Origin of the sequence: Oceanimonas smirnovii ATCC BAA-899, from assembly GCF_000381965.1 — a bacterium.
GTDB lineage: Bacteria > Pseudomonadota > Gammaproteobacteria > Enterobacterales > Aeromonadaceae > Oceanimonas > Oceanimonas smirnovii.
Genome location: NZ_KB908458.1, coordinates 22,600 through 38,748, shown reverse-complemented (window position 1 = coordinate 38,748; position 16,149 = coordinate 22,600). Strand labels below are relative to the sequence as shown.

At 57.9% G+C, this 16,149-nt stretch carries 14 protein-coding genes; 7 read left to right on the top strand and 7 right to left on the bottom strand.

Annotated elements, in window-relative coordinates:
• Positions 1–29 precede the first annotated feature (29 nt).
• Both thpR and G364_RS0107045 read right to left on the bottom strand, forming a co-directional pair.
• A complete protein-coding gene (gene thpR, locus G364_RS0107050) occupies positions 30–551 on the bottom strand; it encodes an RNA 2',3'-cyclic phosphodiesterase (RefSeq protein ID WP_019934446.1) in 522 nt (173 codons plus the stop codon).
• A complete protein-coding gene (locus G364_RS0107045; protein WP_019934445.1) occupies positions 548–2,746 on the bottom strand; it encodes a bifunctional diguanylate cyclase/phosphodiesterase in 2,199 nt (732 codons plus the stop codon). The genes thpR and G364_RS0107045 overlap by 4 nt, the downstream gene beginning before the upstream one ends.
• 196 nt (positions 2,747–2,942) lie before the next feature.
• On the opposite strand from G364_RS0107045, the gene hrpB reads away from it, so the two are divergent.
• From hrpB to G364_RS0107030, 3 genes are all read left to right on the top strand, one after another.
• The gene (hrpB, locus tag G364_RS0107040; RefSeq protein ID WP_026344755.1) at positions 2,943–5,375 is read left to right on the top strand and encodes an ATP-dependent helicase HrpB; all 2,433 of its coding nucleotides are present in this window, start codon (positions 2,943–2,945) and stop codon (positions 5,373–5,375) included.
• Positions 5,376–5,377: 2 nt separating this feature from the next.
• Positions 5,378–7,708, top strand: a complete 2,331-nt coding sequence (mrcB, locus tag G364_RS0107035; protein ID WP_019934443.1) for a penicillin-binding protein 1B — start codon at positions 5,378–5,380, stop codon at positions 7,706–7,708.
• Between the two features lie 121 nt (positions 7,709–7,829).
• On the top strand, positions 7,830–8,255 hold the full coding sequence (locus tag G364_RS0107030) for a VOC family protein (RefSeq protein WP_019934442.1): 426 nt from the start codon (positions 7,830–7,832) through the stop codon (positions 8,253–8,255).
• 186 nt (positions 8,256–8,441) lie between these two features.
• Here the strand turns inward: G364_RS0107030 and hemL are convergent, their stop codons facing one another.
• The gene (hemL, locus tag G364_RS0107025; protein WP_019934441.1) at positions 8,442–9,728 is read right to left on the bottom strand and encodes a glutamate-1-semialdehyde 2,1-aminomutase; all 1,287 of its coding nucleotides are present in this window, start codon (positions 9,726–9,728) and stop codon (positions 8,442–8,444) included.
• Positions 9,729–9,877: 149 nt separating this feature from the next.
• On the opposite strand from hemL, the gene erpA reads away from it, so the two are divergent.
• Genes erpA through G364_RS0107010 form a run of 3 tightly spaced genes read left to right on the top strand, consistent with a single transcriptional unit; the run spans position 9,878 to position 10,982 of the window.
• A complete protein-coding gene (gene erpA / locus G364_RS0107020; RefSeq protein WP_026344754.1) occupies positions 9,878–10,222 on the top strand; it encodes an iron-sulfur cluster insertion protein ErpA in 345 nt (114 codons plus the stop codon).
• Positions 10,223–10,230: 8 nt separating this feature from the next.
• A complete protein-coding gene (locus tag G364_RS16425; protein ID WP_019934439.1) occupies positions 10,231–10,557 on the top strand; it encodes a glutaredoxin family protein in 327 nt (108 codons plus the stop codon).
• Positions 10,554–10,982, top strand: a complete 429-nt coding sequence (locus G364_RS0107010) for an HIT domain-containing protein (protein ID WP_019934438.1) — start codon at positions 10,554–10,556, stop codon at positions 10,980–10,982. The genes G364_RS16425 and G364_RS0107010 overlap by 4 nt, the downstream gene beginning before the upstream one ends.
• A 35-nt stretch (positions 10,983–11,017) precedes the next feature.
• Here the strand turns inward: G364_RS0107010 and G364_RS0107005 are convergent, their stop codons facing one another.
• Positions 11,018–12,313 carry a peptidoglycan DD-metalloendopeptidase family protein gene (locus tag G364_RS0107005; RefSeq protein ID WP_019934437.1) on the bottom strand — a complete coding sequence of 432 codons (1,296 nt, stop codon included), beginning with the start codon at positions 12,311–12,313 and terminating at the stop codon, positions 11,018–11,020.
• Positions 12,314–12,478: 165 nt separating this feature from the next.
• Between G364_RS0107005 and tyrS the strand changes: the two genes are divergently transcribed.
• Positions 12,479–13,675: a tyrosine--tRNA ligase gene (gene tyrS / locus G364_RS0107000; RefSeq protein ID WP_019934436.1), complete on the top strand. Its 1,197-nt coding sequence runs from the start codon at positions 12,479–12,481 to the stop codon at positions 13,673–13,675.
• A 55-nt stretch (positions 13,676–13,730) separates the two neighbouring features.
• Here tyrS and G364_RS0106995 read toward each other — a convergent pair whose 3' ends face one another.
• From G364_RS0106995 to G364_RS0106985, 3 genes are read right to left on the bottom strand one after another with little or no spacing between them, the layout of a single operon-like run.
• A complete protein-coding gene (locus G364_RS0106995; protein ID WP_019934435.1) occupies positions 13,731–14,360 on the bottom strand; it encodes a trimeric intracellular cation channel family protein in 630 nt (209 codons plus the stop codon).
• A 55-nt stretch (positions 14,361–14,415) separates the two neighbouring features.
• Positions 14,416–15,231 (bottom strand): cobalamin-binding protein, encoded by an 816-nt coding sequence (locus G364_RS0106990; RefSeq protein WP_019934434.1) that lies wholly within the window; start codon positions 15,229–15,231, stop codon positions 14,416–14,418.
• Positions 15,224–16,147, bottom strand: coding sequence for a cobalamin biosynthesis protein (locus tag G364_RS0106985; RefSeq protein WP_019934433.1), 924 nt, complete (start codon positions 16,145–16,147; stop codon positions 15,224–15,226). Before G364_RS0106985 ends, G364_RS0106990 begins: the two co-directional genes overlap by 8 nt.
• Positions 16,148–16,149 lie beyond the last annotated feature (2 nt).

Here is a 16,149-nt window from a genome sequence, read left to right as displayed (position 1 = left end):
CGACATTCCTGCTCCCTAGTTCCCAGTCCCTATTCCCTTTTCAAAGGCCAGCGCTTCTGGCAGTGATAAACCGGCCCCTGCGCGGTCAGCTCGGAGCGATACAGGCACAGGCTGTCCGGGCGGTAATGCAGTGGCGCTATGGGTGGTAGCGCCTCACTGGTACAGTTTCTGAACAGAGTAATATGAGGCCGGTAGGCGCGGTGGGGCTTGCCGGCACCCAAAGCCCGGCATTTCAGCTCTATGGTCTCGTATAACTTCATCAGAGAGTCAGGCGGTGCGCTTGGCCCCAGCCAGATAACGCCGGCTTTGGCAAAGCAGCCCAGCCGATCCAGAGTGAGGGCAAAGGCAGGCAGTGTCAGGCGGTCTATCTGGGCCAGCAAAGAGGTCTGCTGTTCGGGTGTGCATTGACCCATAAAATGCAGAGTCATATGGAATTGCTCGGGAGGAACGCGCCGGCCCGGCAGCGCCAGCCGGTTTTGTAATAATGTCAGCTCAGGGGCCAGCTGCTGGGCGGCGAAGGCCAGAAACAGGCGATTGTTCGTTTCAGTCATACCGTTGCTTTTTGATCGCCTTTTGATCGTATGTTATGGCCGCGGTATTGCAGTGCATCGGCTGCCGGAAGCGGTCTGGCGAACAGAAAGCCCTGGCCATGATCACAGCCGGCAGCAGCAAGAAATGCCATTTGCCATTCTGTTTCTATGCCTTCTGCTACCACCATCAGGTCGAGCTTGTGCACCATGGCGGTAATGGCTTCTACCATTTGTTGATCCACCAGGCTGGTTTCCAGATCCTTGATGAACAAGCGGTCAATTTTGAGGGAGTTGAACGGCAGCTGGCGCAGTTGCGACAAGGAGGAATAGCCGGTGCCAAAGTCGTCAATAGAGATGCGAATGCCGAGCTGTTGCAGCTGGTTAATCAGCGTCATGGCCAGCTCCACATTTTCCATCAGCATGGATTCGGTAATTTCCAGTTCCAATAAATAGGGAGGCACCTTCAGGTGTGCCATTATTCGCTCTATCTTGCAGGCGAGATCCGGCTCTCGTAGCTGGCAGACACTCAGGTTGACGGCAACGGGTCTGACCGGCACGCCATGTTGGTACTGCTGCCGAATAAACTCGCAGGCGGCTTCAATCACCCAATAGCCGACAGGGACAATCAGGCCGGTTTGTTCAGCGATATCGATAAAACTGCCTGGGGCCAGCAGACCTCTTTCAGGATGCTGCCAGCGAATTAATGCTTCAAATTTTATGTTTTTGCCGCTGGTCAAAGACACTATGGGCTGAAACATCAGCACAAATTCCCGGCGTTGCAGAGCCCGTCGTAACTCATCTTCCAGCACCATGGCCTGCAGCGCCTGCTCCTGCATAACGCTGTTATAGAAGGACAGCTGATTCTTGCCTGCCCGCTTGGCGTTATACATGGCCAGATCAGCATTGCGCAGTAACTCGCTGCTACTGCTGCCGTCATCAGGAGCCATGGTAATGCCGATGCTGGCACTGATGGTTGCCTCGTGCTGCCCCAGGTTTACCGGTTGGCTCAGGGTGCTGATAATCTTTTCGGCTACCTGGCGGGCATTATCGGCATTTTCTATGTTGAGCAGAATCACTGCAAATTCATCGCCACCCAGCCGTCCGATGATATCGGCTTCCCGTACTGCTTCTTGCAGACGGTGCCCCACCATCACCAGCAAGCGGTCACCGTCTTCATGGCCGGTGGAGTCATTGATGCGTTTGAAATCATCCAGATCCAGATACATCAGCGCCAGGCATTCACCCTTGCGGTGGTTGTGAAAAAGGGCCTGATCCAGCTTTTCGGTCAGGAAGCGACGATTAGCCAATCCGGTAAGCTCGTCGTGAAAAGCCAGGTGTTCCAGCCGGTTGGTTTGCTGTTTTACCAGGCTGCGCAAGCGTTCAGGCTCACGTAAGATGCGATGGAGTAATAAAGACATAATGGCAGCAAGCAGCAGACTGAAGCCGGCCCCGGTGATCACGGGCTGAACAAAGCTGACCGGACGACTCATGGTCAGAGTCCATTCACCATTGGGCACTTGAATGGTACGCGTAATTTGCAACGGTGTCAGCGGGGCGTCAGTGCGGGCAAAAATATCGGTGCTGCCGGTATCGGGGTGCTGGCGTGACAGGGTATAGGTGTAGTGTTTTTGTGCCAGCGTCCCCAGCTCTGTGACTGCCAGCAAATCATCCAGGTGGATCAGGGCCGTTACAAAACCCCAGAACTCCTCACGGCCATTTTGATCAAGAAAAACAGGATTGCGCCCTACCAGGCCCACACCACCCTGCACCAGCGGGAAGGGACCGGCCAGAGTCAGCTTTTTGCTGTTGACGGCCTGCCAGGCTTCTTTGCTGCGCTGGTCACTGAACAGCAGATTATGACCAATGCCCTGCTCATTACCATGCAGTGGATAGACTTGCTCGGTTGTACCGTCTGGTGCCAGCTGTAATGCAGACACACCACCCAGAGAATCCATGACTTCTCTGGCAAACTTGTTGAAGTCATGAAACTCTCCGTTACTGCGGCGTACTTCCTGAGCAAGAATATAGGTAGACGACAGCGCCTGCGTCAGGCGGCGCTCCAGTGATGAGGCCTGAGCACTGGCGACTTCCTCTACCAGCAGCAGCTGCTCTTTACGATCTGCCTGCAGCCTAAGGTGCGTATAAAACAGGCCAACAGAAAAAATGCAGACAAACGTCAGCAGCGTATAAAAAATGCTAAGCCGGGCTTTAAACATAACAGCTGCCGGCGCAGATCCGTGAAATTGCTGGTGGTAAAAACCAATGCATGGGCAACAAGCTCCGTCTGGTTACCGATAAAATACTATACACAATTTTACGCCCGGGTTTTGCGAGAGTGTTGCGCTGGCGCAAATTTCATTCCTGCAGACCTTTTGGCACAATAGCCGGGTTTAATGCCAGCCGAGTAACGCCGTGAACCAGCTACCCATAACCCAGGTCCTGCCGCAATTGCAACAAGCCCTTGAGGCCAGCCAGATAATTATTGAAGCACCACCCGGTGCCGGTAAGTCTACCTGGCTGCCGTTGTGGCTGTTGCAGCAGCAGATGACTGAAGGGCGCATTATTATGCTGGAACCGCGCCGGCTGGCGGCCCGTTCCATTGCTCAATATCTGGCGGCTCAGCTGAATGAGCAGCCCGGGCAGACGGTAGGCTATCGCATGCGTGGTGAAAGCCGTATTGGTAAGCAGACCCGGCTGGAAGTCGTGACCGAAGGAGTGCTGACCCGCATGCTGCAGGCTGACCCGGAGCTGAACGGGGTTGGACTGCTGATTTTTGATGAGTTTCACGAGCGCAGCCTGCAGGCGGATCTGGCACTGGCCTTTGCCCTGGAGTGCCAGGCGCTGCGCGATGACCTCAAGATTATGGTGATGTCGGCCACCCTGGATGGCCTGGCCCTTGATGCTTTGTTGCCCGAGGCCGCGCTGGTGGTAAGCCAAGGCCGTAGTTTTCCGGTGGCGCTGGAATACCGCCCCCGCAACCTGCATACGCCCCTGGAAGAAAGCCTGGGCCGGGCCGTGCTGGATGCGTTCAGCCGTGAGCAGGGCAGCCTGCTTGCCTTTTTGCCCGGCGAGCGGGAAATTCGCCGGTCTGCAGAGTGGCTGAATGAGCGCTTGCCCGATGATGTGGAACTCAGACCCTTATATGGTCGTCTTTCCCTTGCGGAGCAACAGGCAGCCATAGCGCCAGCCCAAGAAGGCCGGCGCAAGCTGGTGCTGGCCACCAATGTGGCAGAAACGTCGCTCACCATTGAAGGTATTACCCTGGTCGTGGACTCGGGGCTGGAGCGCCAGGCCCGTTTTGACCCTGAGTCGGGTATCACTCAGTTGCACAGCCGGCTCATCGGCCAGGCCTCGGCCACTCAGCGGGCCGGCCGTGCCGGCCGGCTGCAGCCGGGCACCTGTATTCGGCTGTGGAGCCGGGAGCAGCAGGAACGGCTGGACCCGCGGCGGCCGGCAGAAATAGAGCAAAGCTGCCTCAGTGGTTTTTTACTGGAGTGTGCCGCCTGGGGGGCCCAGCCAGAACAGTTGCCTTTGCTCACGCCGCCGCCGGCCTCCTTGCTGGCGGCGGCGCAGCAGCAGCTGGAAGTGCTGGGATTACTGACCGGCACTCAGCTGACGCCACTGGGCCGGCGGGTCTGGCAGCTGGGCTGTGAGCCCTGGCTGGGGCAGTTGTTGCTGACTGCACTGGCGTGGCAGCAGCAGGGCCATAAGGGCGCGCTGGCCGATGGCGTCTGGCTGCTGGCGCTGCTGGAAGAAAACCGGCTCGGAGATAGCCCCCTGTCCGGACAAATACTGGCGGGCAAAGGCCGCATCAGGGCCAGTGCCCGGCGCTGGTTTGAACGAATAAAGCAGCCAATGAGTGAGCCCGAAGGCACTTATGTGGGCGTTTTGCTGGCCAACGCCAGACCAGAGTGGCTGGGGCAGTTGCGCGGCGGGCGTCGCTACGGTCTGGCCGGCGGCCTGAGTGCCGATTTGCCCGAAGGCAGCCCGCTTACCGGCAAAAGCTGGCTGGCGGTGGCGGCACTCAGCCGGAGCGAGCGGGGCGTGTTTGTGCAGGCTGCTGAACCGGTGGAGCTCAGTCAGCTTCAGTCGTTGTTACCGGAGCGTTTCAGTGAGCGGGAGCAACTGGAGTGGGATGCTGATGCCGACAGGGTGCGGGCCGAGCGACAGCGATGTTTTGGCAGACTGGTGCTGCAACGGACGCCGTTGAGTTCGGTCAGCCCGGAACAAAAGGCGCAATGTTTGCTGCAGGAAATACAAAAACGGGGCTGGGCGGCGCTACCGCTGAACGAAAAAGCCGAACAAACCTGGCTTCGCATGCAGCTCGCCGGACAAAAACTGGCCGATAAAGGCTTTATGGAATGTGATGAAACCGCCTGGCTGGCCGATGCCGAGCAGTGGCTGGCCCCTCACCTGCACGGCCTTGGCCGCTGGAGTGAGCTTGGCAAGCTCGACTGGCACGGCATTTTACTGAGCCGGCTGGACTGGCCACAGCGGCAATTGCTGGATACTCTGCTACCCAGCCAGCTTGAACTGGCCACCGGCACCAAAGCAGCGATTCGCTACCGGAAACAGGAAGATCCGGTTTTGCCGGTAAAGCTGCAGGAAATGTTCGGGCAACCCGGTTCTCCGCTGCTGGCGGAAGGCCGGGTGCCACTGCTTCTTGAGCTGTTGTCACCGGCGCGCAGGCCGCTGCAGCTGACCCGGGATCTGGCTGCCTTCTGGGCCGGTGCCTATGACGATGTAAAAAAAGAAATGCGCGGACGCTACCCCAAACACCCGTGGCCCGATGATCCCGCCAATACGGCGCCGACCCGGTACACCAAAAAACGAATGAATCACTGACTATGGCAAAAAAGACAACCCGTAAATCCCGCAAAAAGCCGGTGAAAAAACAGCGCCGCTTTGGCTGGGGACTCATGCTCAAGCTGGCCCTGGTAGGGACAGTATTAATGGGCATTTTCGGCATTTATCTGGACAGCCAGGTGCGCGCCCGCTTTGAAGGACAGAAGTGGTCGCTGCCAGCGCTGGTCTACAGCCGGCCGCTGGAGCTGTTTCCGGGGCAGAAGCTGTCTCATGCCCAGATGCTGCGTGAACTGCAGATGCTGAATTATCGCAAGGTGGCCAGCCCTTCGCGGCCCGGTGAATATGCGGTGAGCCGTAACCGTATTGAAATTCATCGCCGGCCGTTCAACTTCTCTGATGGTGCCGAGCAGGCCCGTACTTTGCTGCTGAGCTTTGACGGCCAGCGTCTGAGCCGCATGCAGAATCCGGATAACGGCCGCGAACTGGGTTATGCGCGCATGGATCCGGTGCTGCTTGACCGGCTCAATGTGGACGAACGGGAAGACCGGCTGCTGGTGCGTCTGGATCAGGTGCCCGAGCTGCTGGTGCAGGCGCTGATCACGGTGGAAGACAGAGACTTCTATCAGCACGATGGCGTGTCGCCGCTGGCGATATTGCGGGCCCTGGTGGTCAACATCAAGGCCGGCCGCACCGTGCAGGGCGGCAGTACCCTGACTCAGCAGCTGGCCAAGAACTTCTTCCTCAGTCAGGACCGCAGCCTGTGGCGCAAGGTTCAGGAAGCCTACATGGCACTGATCATCGATTTTCGCTACGACAAGGACGAAATTCTTGAAGCCTATCTGAATGAAGTTTATCTGGGGCAAAACGGTGCCAAAGGGGTTTATGGCTTTGGTTTGGCCAGTTATTTTTATTTCGGCCTGCCCATCAACGAGCTGAATCCGGATCAGATGGCGCTGCTGGTGGCGCTGGTAAAAGGACCTTCTTTTTACGATCCCTGGCGTAACAGTGAGCGGGCCCGTGATCGCCGGGATCTGGTGCTGCGGCTGCTGGCCAATGAAGGTCATATTGACCGCCAGACCTATGAGCAGGCCAGCAGCCGGGATCTGGGGCTGATTGAGCGTGGCCGTATGGGCTATGGCCGCACTCCGGCTTTTATGGGGCTGCTGAAGGACGAGCTCAACACCCGTTTTGGTGCCGGCTTTCTCAATCAGAACGGCCTGCGTATTTTTACCAGTCTGGATCCCATCGCCCAGCATACTGCTGAGCAGGCGGTGGCCGAGCAGATAAAGCAGCTGCGTGCCAATACCAAGCGCCAGGATCTGGAAGCGGCCATGGTGGTGTCAAACTGGCGCAAGGGGGAAGTGAGTGCTGTTGTGGGCGGAGCCGATCCGGCCTTTGCCGGCTTTAACCGGGCGCTGTCAGCCCGTCGCCAGATAGGCTCGCTGATTAAGCCGCCTGTGTATGCGCTGGGTCTGGAAAACGGCTATCGTCTGTCCAGCCCGCTTAAGGACGAACCCGTTACCCTGCGCAGTGAAGGCGGACAGGTATGGCGGCCCAAAAACTACGATCGCCAGTATCGCGGCAGCGTGCTGCTGGTGGATGGTCTGGCCAAATCCCTGAACGTGCCCACGGTGAACCTGGGGATGGCAGTGGGTCTGGATAAAATAGTGGACGGACTCAAGCGCATGGGCGTAGAGCAGCCGGTGCCGCCTTATCCTTCCATGCTGCTGGGCACGCTGGAGCTGACCCCGCTGGAAGTCAACCAGCTGTATCTGACTCTGGCTAATCAGGGGTTGTATCAGCCGCTGACGTCTATTCGGGCCATTCAGGACGAAAAGGGCGAGCTGATTTATCAGCACACTGCCAAGGCCACTCAGGTGCTGGACCCTCAGGCCGGTTATCTGGCGCTTTATGGTATGACCCGGGTAGTGGGCGGTGGTACCGCGGCCCATCTGGCGGCCCGTTTTCCTAACCGGATCATGGCGGGTAAAACCGGTACTACCAATGACTTGCGGGATGCCTGGTTCTCCGGACTGGATAACGAAGAGCTGGTTACCGCCTGGGTGGGCCGGGACGATAACGGCGTGACCGGCCTGACCGGTGCCAGCGGTGCCCTGCGCATTTACAGCCGCTATCTCGATGGCCGTGGCGTTGACTCTTTACAGCTGTCGCCGCCGGCGGGTATTGATCAGGTCAACTTTGCCCTGAGTGACGGCCAGCCTGCCGACCCCCGTTGTGAGCAGACCCGGCTATTGCCGGCCCGCACCAGTGGTCTGCCGCCGATACGCGGCTGTCAGCCGTCCATGCCTGAGCTGCCCAGCGGAGAGCAGGTGGGCGACTGGCTGCGGGATATTTTTAACTTTGCCCGCTGATGATAATAAGCTGAGTAAATAAGGGGGAGCCACTGTGCTCCCCCTTATTGTTGATGCCGGCGCAAACGGGTGAAAGCCACCGTCTCCGTATATGCTGAATAGAGAGACGGAGGGAAGCGCTATGTTTGCTTTTCATCATGTAACGTTAAATGTGCGTAATCTGAATGCATCAGAAGGGTTTTACAAAGGGCTGGGGTTTGAGCCTGATTACCGCTGGCAGGATGAGCAGGGCGAGCTGCAGATTTGTCATCTTCGTCTGGGGCAGGCGCGGCTGGAGCTGTATTGTTTTCGCCCTGAAGAAGAGCCGGATCTGGGCGCTTTGCCGCCCTGGGCGCAGAGCCATAGGCTGGGGCTGAGACATTTTGCCCTGCAGGTTACTGATCTGGATGATGCCTTAAGCAGTTTGCACGGGGCCGGCTTGCTGGCCGATAAACCAACGCCGGTGCCGGGTCAGACCTGTGCCCGCTATGTATTTATTATGGATCCCGACGGCAACAGCGTGGAGTTGCTGGAAGCACCGCTGGTGGAAATACAGCGGCCGGCGTAAGCAGAATGGATATTTGAGACTTCTGAAGCTGTGCTCATATTCAGCGAAGCAATGGCAGGGATTACCGTAACCGACCGTCAAATGCCAGGGATGGCATTTGCCGAGCGCTACATGGATGTACTTGCAGCGTGTCGGTGGAGGTAACCCTGCCGTTGATTCGTGGTGAAGACGGCTCGGTACTAGCCTTTAGCTCTTGAGCGCGGCAAAGGCCTTGTCGGCGGCGGCCAGGGTGTCGGCAATTTCCTGCTCACCGTGGGCCAGCGACATAAAGCCGGCTTCAAAGGCGCTGGGTGCCAGATAAACACCGTTATCCAGCATCAGGTGGAAGAAGCGTTTAAAGGCGTCCAGATCGCAGCGGGTGACCTGCTCATAGCGGCTGATGTTTTTTTCTTCGGTAAAGAAGAAGCCAAACATGGCACCCACCCGGGTGGTGGTAAAGGCAATACCGTGCTTGTCGGCGGCCGCCTGCATGCCCTCAACCAGAGCCTGAGTTTTCTGCTCCAGCGCCTCATACACACCGGGCTTGCCGATGGCATTCAGAGTAGCCAGACCCGCCGCCATGGCCACCGGGTTCCCGGACAGGGTACCGGCCTGATACACGGGGCCGGTAGGTGCCAGATGTTCCATCACATCGCGACGGCCACCAAAGGCACCCACGGGCATGCCGCCACCGATGATCTTGCCAAGGGTGGTGAGGTCGGGCTTGACGCCAAAGCGCTGCTGAGCACCGCCGAGCGAAGCGCGGAAGCCACACATGACTTCATCAAAAATCAGCAGGGCACCAAACTCGTCACAGATGGCGCGCAGGCCTTCCAGAAAGCCGGGGGCAGGCGGAATACAGTTCATGTTCCCAGCGACCGGCTCCACGATAATACAGGCGATGTCGGCAGGAGCGGCCTCAAAAGCGGCGCGTACCGAGTCCAGATCGTTAAAGGTGCAGGTCAGGGTGTGTTTGGCAAAGTCGGCGGGCACGCCCGGTGAATTGGGCTGACCCAAAGTCAGAGCGCCGGAGCCGGCTTTTACCAGCAGGCAGTCGGCGTGGCCGTGGTAACAACCTTCAAACTTGAGAATTTTGTCACGGCCGGTGTAGCCCCGGGCCAGACGAATGGCACTCATGGTAGCCTCGGTGCCGGAGTTTACCATGCGCACCTGCTCCATGGACGGTACCAGCTGGGAAACTTTCTCGGCCATGGTCACCTCAACGCCGGTGGGGGCACCAAAGCTAAGGCCACGGGACACGGCTTCAATCACGGCATCTTTGACTACGTCAGCATTGTGGCCCAGTATCATGGGGCCCCAGGAGCCGATGTAATCGATATAGCTGTTACCGTCCACGTCATACATGCGGGCACCGTCGGCGCGCTCAATAAAACGGGGGGTGCCGCCCACACCGCTGAAGGCGCGAACCGGAGAGTTTACACCGCCGGGAATAAAGCGGCGGGCCTGGTTAAAGAGTTCGTCAGACTTGGACATGCACAAAATCCTTGGTGGTTGTGGTCGAGTGTGGTGCCGACTATAGCAAAATCTGCTCAGGCCGAGAATCGGCCCCGGTCGCACAATACTTGAACTGTTTAGTCGGGTATCGGATAATTTTGCAGAACACCATATATAAAGAGGTAGTGATGAGCGAAGCAGTCCCCTTGCCGATCCAGATGAGCGATGCGGCAGCCAACAAGGTAAAAGCCCTGATCGCCGAAGAGGAAAACCCGGATCTGAAGCTGCGGGTTTATATTACCGGCGGCGGCTGCTCCGGCTTTCAGTACGGCTTTACCTTTGATGAAAAAAGCAATGACGGCGACACCGTGATTGAAAAGAACGGCATCATCATGGTGGTAGACGCCATGAGCCTGCAATATCTGGTGGGCGGTACCGTCGATTATATTGAAGGTCTTGAGGGCTCCCGCTTTCTGGTAACCAATCCCAATGCCACCAGCACCTGTGGTTGTGGCTCTTCCTTTAGCATCTGAGGCTGAATATGTCCCTGTTTGACTGGTTTGGCGGTGGTGCCAGCAAGGCGGCCGAAGCGGCACCGGCTGTACAGAGCCCGGAAAAGCTGGCGCTGTATAAAAAAGAGTGGTGCCCCTTTTGTCAGAAGGTGAGCGCGGTAGTGCGCGAGCTGGATCTTGAGCTTGCCGAATATGACACCAATAACCCCGAGCACCTGCAGGCGCTGATGGCCGGTGGCGGCCAGCGTATGGTGCCCTGCCTGCGCATTGAACAGGAAAACGGTGACTATTTCTGGCTGTATGAATCGGCAGATATTGCCGCCTACCTGCGCCTGCACTTCGGCAAGGCATCATGAGCGATGACTTTGTGCTCCATGAGCGCCTGGCCGCCGACTGCGTGGTGCTGGGCGACCTGCCGTTAAGCCGGGTGCTGCTGGCCAAAGACGGCCGCTATCCCTGGCTGATTTTAGTGCCCCGTTATGCCGAATTGCGGGAAATTCATCACTTGAGCGAGGCGGATCAACAGCAGCTGATGCGTGAGTCCTGTGCGCTGGCGCAATTAATGGAACAGTCGCTGTCACCCGATAAGCTGAATGTGGCCGCACTCGGCAATATGGTGCCTCAGCTGCACCTGCACCATGTTGCCCGCTTTACCACCGATGACGCCTGGCCAGGCCCTGTCTGGGGGCGTTTTGAGGCCTTGCTCTATGATGATCTTGAGGCCGAAGCTGCCCGCTGGTGTGAACGGTTGGCTGCACTGCCGGACTTTGTCGCTGCTTAATAAAAAACGGCCCGCCAATGCGGGCCGTTTTTGTATCAGTTCTTCGCCAGCATCACATTGCCGACACGAGTCAGCTGGGCCAGCAGCTGGTTAGCCCTGGGCTTGAACCGGGCCAGTTCGGCAGTGGGCAGTTTGGCGGCCTGAGGCAGCTTCACCGTCTTGGGATCCTTGTGCACGCCGTTAACCAGAAACTCATAATGCAAATGCGGGCCGGTGACCCGGCCGGTGGCCCCGAGCGTTCCGATTTGCTGCTCCTGCTTTACCCGCTGACCTTTTTTAACCATGCGTTTATGCAGATGCAGATATTTGGTCACATAAGTACTGTCGTGGCGAATAAACACATAGTTGCCGTTAAAGCGGTTATAGCCAGACTCGGTCACGACACCGCTGCCGGCGGCCATTATCGGCGTGCCGGTGCGTGCTGCATAGTCTATGCCTCTGTGCGGCCGCACCTGACCGGTGACCGGATGCAGCCGGCGGGGGTTAAAGTTGGAGCTGATATGGGTAAAGTTCACCGGTGCCCGCAAAAAGCTTTTACGCATGGCGCGGCCTTCCGGTGAATAGTAGTTGCCGTCTTCATGACGCACAGCGCGATAGACCTTGCCCTGATTCACAAATTCGGCGGCAAGAATGTCGCCGCTGCCTACCCTCAGCCCGTCTTTGTACTGCTCTTCAAACAGCACGGTAAAATAGTCACCTTCGCGAATATCCAGCGCAAAGTCGAGATCCCATGCAAACATGCCGGCCAGGCTCATAATTTGACTGGCGCTGAGGCCAGCAGTCTTGCCGGCATTCCAGAAGCTCGAGCTGACTCTGCCCTGGGCAAACCGGCTGCGGCTTTCCAGACTGGCACTGTGAATACGGCTGCTCAGTCCCTTGGCACCTTTGGTGATTTCCAATGTGCGGGCGGCGTCCAGAGAATAGAGCAGGGCGGTAAATTCATTATTGCGGTTGTAGCGAAATGTGAGTTTGTCACCGGGATGCAGTGACTGCAGGGCCTTCGCTTCTTCAAGCTGGCTGAGCTCGTGCAGCAATGCAGAGGGCAGGCCCTGACGGGAAAAAATCAGCGACAGCGCATCACCGGACTTTACCTGAACTATTTGCTCCTGAGCATGACGGCGAGACTCATTAAAAGGAATATTCTCGACTTCCAACGCCAGAGGATAACGCTCGCCAGCCACAATGAGGGCATCGGTTTGCTCAGCTATCGCCCGGCTGGCAACGGCCTGTTCACTGGGCAACATGGCCAGTATGCCCATACCGATACCAAGGGCAAAAATGGCAATACGATGTCGACGGGGTAAATTATTCAGCAGTTTAATCACAGGCATGCTCGGCTCTTCCCTGAAAACTGGCAAAAATTCTACAGTCTTTCCAATTTCTTCGCCATTCCAGTAATATGGCTTGCTTAACTAAATTATATTGCCTGATCCCTTTTTGTGCCCCGGCAAAGCGCCAGAGGGTGCCTCAGGCTTGCCAACAGGAGTGTAGTTGTCATGTCCCAGCTGGAAGCGGCGCTGGCGGAAATTAAACGTGGTGCCGAAGAGATACTGGTTGAAGAAGAGCTGATTGCAAAGCTGAAGGAAGGTCGCCCGCTACGGGTAAAACTGGGTATGGATCCCACCGCGCCGGATATTCATCTGGGTCATACCGTGATCCTTAACAAGCTGCGTCAGTTTCAGGATCTGGGCCATCAAGTATTGCTGCTGATTGGTGACTTTACCGCTCAGGTAGGCGATCCGTCCGGCAAAAACACGACCCGCCCGCCGCTGACTGCCGAGCAGGTGGCCGCTAATGCCAAAACCTATGCCGAGCAGGCATTCAAGGTGCTGGACCCGGCGAAAACCGAGATAGTGTATAACTCCAGCTGGCTGAGTGAACTGGGTGCCACCGGCATGATTCGTCTGGCTGCCCGTCAGACAGTCGCGCGTATGCTGGAACGGGACGATTTTAAGAAACGCTATGCTTCCGGCCAGTCCATTGCTATTCATGAATTTATGTACCCGTTATTGCAGGGCTACGATTCAGTGGCACTGAAGGCCGATATTGAGCTGGGAGGAACCGATCAGCGCTTTAACCTGCTGATGGGACGTGAGCTGCAGAAAGACGAAGGTATGACGCCTCAGGTGGTGCTGACCATGCCGTTGCTGGAAGGCCTGGACGGCGTCAAGAAAATGTCCAAGTCGGCAGGCAACTACATTGGTGTGGACGAAGCTCCCAATGAAATGTTCGGCAAAATCATGTCGCTGTCCGATGAGCTGATGTGGCGCTATTTCGAGCTCTTGTCCCGTCGTAGTCTGGACGAGCTGGCCGCCCTCAAGCAGGAAGTAGCCGACGGTGCCAACCCGCGGGATACCAAGATTTTGCTGGCCAGAGAAATTATCACCCGCTACCACAACGAAGCAGCTGCCGAACAGGCTTATCAGGACTTTGTGCAGCGGTTTCAGAAAAACGCCATTCCTGACGATCTGCCGGAAGTGACCCTGAATGCCGGTGCCGACGGCATGGGCATTGCAAATTTGCTGAAAGACGCCGGTCTGGTGGCGTCCACCTCCGAGGCTCTGCGCATGATCAAGCAGGGTGCGGTAAAAGTGGACGGTGACAAGCTGGAAGACAGCAAGCTGCAGGTACTGCCCGGTCAGGCGGTATATCAGGTAGGCAAGCGCAAGTTTGCAAGGGTCACCGTGGCCTGAGTCTGAGGCTTTAACGCTAAAAAAGGCAGCTCATTGAGCTGCCTTTTTGTTTTCCTCACCGCGTCAGCGAGAACACCGGCAACGACAGGTGCCAGCGAATGGCGGCAACCCTGAGTATAAAGGTGCCCAGCATGCCCAGGGCGGTGGCCAGCAGGGTGGGCAGGCCCAGCGCCAGAGTACCGGTGTAGAGAATGCCGCCCAGAATACAGGCGGTGGCGTAGATTTCCCGTTGCAGCACCATGGGCACTTCCCGGGCCAGCACGTCCCGAATCATGCCGCCGGCCACCCCGGTGATCACGCCCATCACCACCGCCACCATGCCCGAGGTGCCATGGCTCAGAGCCTTGTCGGCACCAATCACGGTAAACACCGCCAGGCCAAAGGCATCGGCCAGAGGCAACATATACCAGGGCAGCCGGCGGGGCAGGCGAACTATATAGAGTCCCAGCATGGCCGTGCCCAGAATGACCCAAAGATAAAGGGTATCCGCTACCCAGAAAACTTGCTCGGCCCCGATAATAAGGTCCCGTATGGTGCCACCGCCAATAGCGGTGACGGCTGCCAGTACGATGACGCCAAAGCCATCCATGCGCAAACGGCCTGCAACCAGAATGCCCGAAAAGGCAAACACGGCGGTGCCGAATAAATCACTCCAGTAAAATACCGAATCAACCAGGGGCAGCAATTGTCTTTACCTCAACAAAAAAGGGCCGCCATTGTATAGAGGCGGTATGAGGAACTCAATTCGCCTTCTGTCTGTGTTGACGAACCAGATCCAGCTGCTGGCAAAGCCCGGCAATGCCGCCGGGAGTGCGTGGAGTAAAGCGGTGCAGAGTGTCCACATCCATAGTGAACAGCTGGTTTTGTTGTACGGCAGCAAGCTCTGGCCAGTCTTTCCAGCGCTGCAGAGCAGACAGGTTCCGGGCCAGAATCACGTCCGGATTTTGTGCCAGCACAAATTCTGCATCAATTTGCGGATAGGGCGTGGGACTGTCGGCGGTAATACTGTCTCCGCCGCACAGGCTGACCGCCTGGCCCATCCAGGTATGCTGGCTGGCCGACATCAATGGCACTTCGTTCAGCTGATAAAACAGTCTGACCGGCGCTGCTTCTTGATAGCGCTGACGCAGGGCGGCAAGGCGGTGCCGATAATGTTCTGCCACCTGCTGAGCCTGCTGCTCATGGCCGGTGAGCCGGCCAAATCTGAGCAGCTCGTCACTCAGGTCATCCAGTTGTTTGGGCTCGGAATAGGCTACCGGTATACCCAGTTGCACCAAGGGAGCCACCTGCAGCGACTGCGCGCTTTGCCAGGCGATAATCAGATCCGGCTCCAGTGCCAGCACTTGCTCCAGATTAATGGAACGGTAATTGGCAATGTCGGGAAGGGCAGTGGCGGCCTCGGGATAATCACTGGCCTCATCCACTCCCACCACCTGTTCGCCGGCACCAATGGCAAACAGTATTTCGGTAATATGCGGGGCCAGACTGATAATGCGTTTTGCCTCTCCGTAGGCCAGCGCCGGTATCAGCACTAACAGCAGCAGTAATTTAGCCATAAAGCAGCGGCACCAGAGTCAGGGTCCAGCCAATGGAGAGCCAGAACAGTAACGCCAGAGCCAGCCGCAGCAGCAGCCCGCGGGCCTGATCAGAACGCAGCTGATTGCCGCTGCCCAGCTTGGGGTAATACTCGGTGGCCTGAGTGTAACGTCGTGGCCCGCCCAGGCCAGCATTCACGCCAGCAGCGGCGACTGCCAGCAGCCGGCCGGCGGCAGCAAAGCCCCACAGGCTGCCTTTGGCCCAGCCACGGACTGCCCGGCGGGAGCCGGGATAAATCAGCAGGGTCAGTGCCAGCATATGAAATGGCAGCCAGGCCATAGCACGGTACAGCGCCGAGGGCAGAGTGCCAAAGGCGCGCCAGTCATTCAGCTTGCATGGCCAGGCCTGTACCGCCAGCCGCAGCAGGGCAAAGGTCAGCGCCGCATAAATGCCTCCGGCCAGATACCAGCAGGCCAGGGCAAAATCCCCGGCCAGCCGCAGCACCGCCACTTCCGCCGCTGCCTTGCGCAGCCCCAGCTCGGAGAGGGCATCGGTCTGGCGCAAACACAGAGGGGCCAGAGTTAACTGGGCCAGATTGCGTTGTTCAGCTATCTGTTTAAGCGTTTGCGGCAGCCGCCGGCTGATCCGGCCCGCATCCAGGCAGGCCCACAACAACAGCACATCCAGTAACTCGGGCCAGGGGGCCAGCTCGGCAATGGCCCACCAGGCGGCCAGCAGCGGCAGCAGCACCACCAGCCATAGCCCCATCCCTGCGGCTTTCAGGTAACCCTGGCTGTAGCCGGATTTGTTCAGCCGCCGGCCCAGGCTTGTCAGCCCTTGGGTGAGCAGCGGCTGCAATTTGTCGGCAGGCTGCAGCAGGCTGAGCAGCAGTGCCAGCGTCAGCAGGCTGAGAGGGTGTTCCAGCAGAAACGTCATGG

Coding starts and splice junctions, on each gene's coding strand:
- thpR (WP_019934446.1), bottom strand. CDS start 551: ATGACTGAAACGAACAATCGCCTGTTTCTGGCCTTCGCCGCCCAGCAG.
- G364_RS0107045 (WP_019934445.1), bottom strand. CDS start 2,746: ATGTTTAAAGCCCGGCTTAGCATTTTTTATACGCTGCTGACGTTTGTC.
- mrcB (WP_019934443.1), top strand. CDS start 5,378: ATGGCAAAAAAGACAACCCGTAAATCCCGCAAAAAGCCGGTGAAAAAA.
- G364_RS0107030 (WP_019934442.1), top strand. CDS start 7,830: ATGTTTGCTTTTCATCATGTAACGTTAAATGTGCGTAATCTGAATGCA.
- hemL (WP_019934441.1), bottom strand. CDS start 9,728: ATGTCCAAGTCTGACGAACTCTTTAACCAGGCCCGCCGCTTTATTCCC.
- erpA (WP_026344754.1), top strand. CDS start 9,878: ATGAGCGAAGCAGTCCCCTTGCCGATCCAGATGAGCGATGCGGCAGCC.
- G364_RS16425 (WP_019934439.1), top strand. CDS start 10,231: ATGTCCCTGTTTGACTGGTTTGGCGGTGGTGCCAGCAAGGCGGCCGAA.
- G364_RS0107010 (WP_019934438.1), top strand. CDS start 10,554: ATGAGCGATGACTTTGTGCTCCATGAGCGCCTGGCCGCCGACTGCGTG.
- G364_RS0107005 (WP_019934437.1), bottom strand. CDS start 12,313: ATGCCTGTGATTAAACTGCTGAATAATTTACCCCGTCGACATCGTATT.
- tyrS (WP_019934436.1), top strand. CDS start 12,479: ATGTCCCAGCTGGAAGCGGCGCTGGCGGAAATTAAACGTGGTGCCGAA.
- G364_RS0106990 (WP_019934434.1), bottom strand. CDS start 15,231: ATGGCTAAATTACTGCTGCTGTTAGTGCTGATACCGGCGCTGGCCTAC.
- G364_RS0106985 (WP_019934433.1), bottom strand. CDS start 16,147: ATGACGTTTCTGCTGGAACACCCTCTCAGCCTGCTGACGCTGGCACTG.